Genomic DNA, 1062 nt, shown 5'->3' on the forward strand with positions numbered 1-1062 from the left:
TGAAGTCGGAATCGCTAGTAATCGCAGGTCAGCATACTGCGGTGAATACGTTCCCGGGCCTTGTACACACCGCCCGTCACACCACGAAAGTTGGTAACACCCGAAGCCGGTGAGGTAACCTATTAGGAGCCAGCCGTCTAAGGTGGGGCCGATGATTGGGGTGAAGTCGTAACAAGGTAGCCGTATCGGAAGGTGCGGCTGGATCACCTCCTTTCTAAGGAGAAAGAGTTTTAAATTTAAAGGAATTTTATTGTTTATTTTTCAATGTACTTTAATAGTACATTAAAAAACCAATATGGGGGTGTAGCTCAGTTGGCTAGAGCGCCTGCCTTGCAAGCAGGAGGTCAAGAGTTCGACTCTCTTCATCTCCACCAGGAAAGCATAAAGCTTTCTAAAAAATAGCACATTGAAAAATATATAGATGAAAAAAGGTAAACTAGAATAACGAAACTAGTAGACTAAAATAAGTTTTAGGAAAATAACCAAAATCTAGATTAAAGATGAAAAAAGAGGTTAAGCTACTAAGAGCGTAGGGTGAATGCCTTGGCATCAAGAGCCGATGAAGGACGTGATAAGCTGCGAAAAGCCACGCGTAGATGCAAATAATCGATAAAACGTGGATGTCCGAATGAGGAAACTCAATTAGAAGAAGAAGTCTAATTATTTATACATGAGTAAAGTAGTGTATAAAGGGGAACGTTGGGAACTGAAACATCTTAGTACCAACAGGAAAAGAAAGAAAACTCGATTTCCAAAGTAGTGGCGAGCGAAATGGAAAGAGCCCAAACCATAAGAAGTAATTCTTATGGGGTAAAGGACTGCATAATTGATTTAATGAGGATACAAGAATTATCTGGGAAGGTAGACCAAAGAAGGTGAAAGTCCTGTAAGGGAAATCCAAATTAACATGGCAGTATCCAGAGTAGTGCGAGACACGAGAAATCTCGTATGAATAACGGGGGACCACCCCCGAAGGCTAAATACTACTTGATGACCGATAGTGAAGAAGTACCGTGAGGGAAAGGTGAAAAGAACCCCGGGAGGGGAGTGAAATAGAACCTG

1 tRNA gene and 2 rRNA genes are annotated in these 1062 nt (G+C 42.0%); all 3 read left to right on the forward strand.

Features of this window, described 5'->3' with window-relative positions:
• Nucleotides 1-214, forward strand: a 16S ribosomal RNA gene (locus WS40_RS10695); the annotation flags it as partial.
• Nucleotides 215-297: 83 nt separating this feature from the next.
• Nucleotides 298-374, forward strand: a tRNA-Ala gene (locus WS40_RS10700).
• Between the two features lie 137 nt (nucleotides 375-511).
• Nucleotides 512-1062, forward strand: a 23S ribosomal RNA gene (locus tag WS40_RS10705); the annotation flags it as partial.

Source organism: Ruminococcus sp. N15.MGS-57 (assembly GCF_000980385.1).
Taxonomy (GTDB): domain Bacteria; phylum Bacillota; class Clostridia; order Oscillospirales; family Ruminococcaceae; genus Hominimerdicola; species Hominimerdicola aceti.